We start from the raw sequence: 2,018 nt of genomic DNA on the forward strand, positions 1-2,018 counted from the left end.
CGCAGCTCGAGCGAGCGGAGATGGACGACGTCCTGTCGAACATCCTGGCCGAGGCGCTCGCCAAGGGGGAGGACTCCGCGATCGACGCGATGGTCCCGCACATGCGGAAGCTCGCCCACAACCGGGACGACGTCACCGCCGCCCTCGAGGCGGTGGGAAAAGGCCACCTGGTGCGGGCCCGCAAGGGCTCCGAGGGCTGATCGCCCAGTACCGGTGGCTGCTCGCGCACTACCTGCACATCCGCCCGTGGGAGATCCACCGCCTGTCCGCTGACGAACTGGAGTCGGCGGTCGCCTGGATCAACCAGCACATCAGCCGGAGGGGGTGACCGGTGGCCGAGCGTCTCACCTTCACACTGACCGGTCGCGATGAACTGTCCCGCGTCCTCAACGGGACGGCGAACTCTGCCGACCGGCTGCGGCTGCGACTGTCCGGGATCGGAGCCGACGCCGACGGCCAACTGCGTGATCTGCGCGGCCGGTTCCTGTCCGCCGATGAGGCGGCCCGCCGCCTGGGCGACTCCACCCACGGCACCCGCGACTCGATGGGACTGCTGCGGGACGAGGCCGGCAAGCTCGGCGAGGCACTGAAGACGAACCTCATCAGCCCGCTGCCGGCGGCGATCCCGATGGCGGCCGGGCTCGCGAGCACGGCGGGCGCGCTCGCCGCGCAGCTCGGCGCGGTCACCCTGTCCGCGGCCGCGTACGGGCTCGCGCTGGCTCCGCAGATCGGCGCCATCGGTGAGGCCATCGCCGCACACGAGAAGTACACGGACGCGGTCGACTCCTCGGGCGCTACCTCGCAGGAGGCGGCCAAGGCCCAGGCCGACTACCTGAAGACGCTCAACGACCTGCCGCCCGCGACGCGGGAGGCCGCGGTCGCGGTCGGGCTGCTGAAGGACAACTTCGCGGACTGGTCCGACGAACTTTCCGGCGACGTGATGGCCCCGGTCACCAAGGGCCTCGCGGTCGCGAACGCGTTGCTGCCCAAAACCACGGGCCTGGTCAAGGGCGCGTCCACGCAGTTCGACCGGCTGATCACCATCGCCGGCGGTGCCGTCCAGACGCCGGGGTTCGACCGGATGACCGACAAGGTCACCAACTTCGCCAACCGGACGTTGAGTAACGCCGTCGACGAGCTCACCGTCTTCCTCGCCAAGGCGCAGGCCGGTGAGCTCGACAACAGCGGCATGCAGCGGTTCATGGACTACTGCCGCGAGCAAGGCCCGGCGGTGTGGGACACGCTCGGAAACATCGGCGAGGCGCTGGTCAACGTCCTCGATGCCGGCTCCGATGTCGGGGTCGGCATGCTGGACGTGATCAACGCCCTGTCCGGGATTGTGTCGGCGGTCCCGCCCGAGGGCATCGCCCTGGTCCTCCAGCTGGCCATCGCCATCCGGGCGGTGAAACTCGCGGCCGTCGGAGTGGGCACAGCCAAGGCCGCGCTGCTCGCCCTGGGCACTCAGGTGATGGCACTCCGTACGGCGGCGGCTGGGGCGCCTGGCGCGATCGGCGCGGTCACCGCGGCGATCGGCGGCCTCTCCCGCGGGGCCAAGCTGGCGATCGCCGGCACCGGGCTGGGCCTGCTCCTCATCGCGCTCACCGAGCTGCGGCAGCGGGGCAAGTCCACGCCTCCGGACATCGACAAGCTGACCACATCGCTCGGCATCCTCGGCCGCACCGGCAAGGTCACGGGCGAGGCCGCGCGGGTGATGGGCAAGGACATGGACGGTCTGGCCTCTGCGGTTGACCGTGTCGCCGGCGGCGGCTCCGGCATGGACAAGTTCAACGACACGATGAACTCGATCTTCACCTTGGGCATGTCGGACTCGAACTCCATGAGCAAGGCCAAGGAGGAGATCGACGGGATCGACAAGGGTCTCGCCAACCTGGTCAAGAGCGGCCAGGCTGAGCTGGCTGCCGCCGCTCTCGACGACATGGTCAAGAAGCTGGGGCTCAGTGGGGAGGCTGCTGCTGAGTTCCGTGGCCAGCTTGTCGACTACAAGGATGCGCTGGCCG

The 2,018-nt window shown here is 69.7% G+C and carries 2 protein-coding genes; both read left to right on the plus strand.

Translation table 11 applies throughout. From position 1 onward, the window contains the following. A partial coding sequence (locus ABZ780_RS31660) for a hypothetical protein (protein WP_357488427.1) occupies positions 1 to 200 on the plus strand: 200 nt, incomplete at its 5' end. 131 nt (positions 201 to 331) lie between these two features. Beyond that, positions 332 to 2,018: hypothetical protein (locus tag ABZ780_RS31665; RefSeq protein WP_357488429.1), on the plus strand; the 1,687-nt coding region annotated here is incomplete at its 3' end.

Origin of the sequence: Micromonospora sp. NPDC047467 (assembly GCF_040643095.1) — a bacterium.
Classification (GTDB): domain Bacteria; phylum Actinomycetota; class Actinomycetes; order Mycobacteriales; family Micromonosporaceae; genus Micromonospora.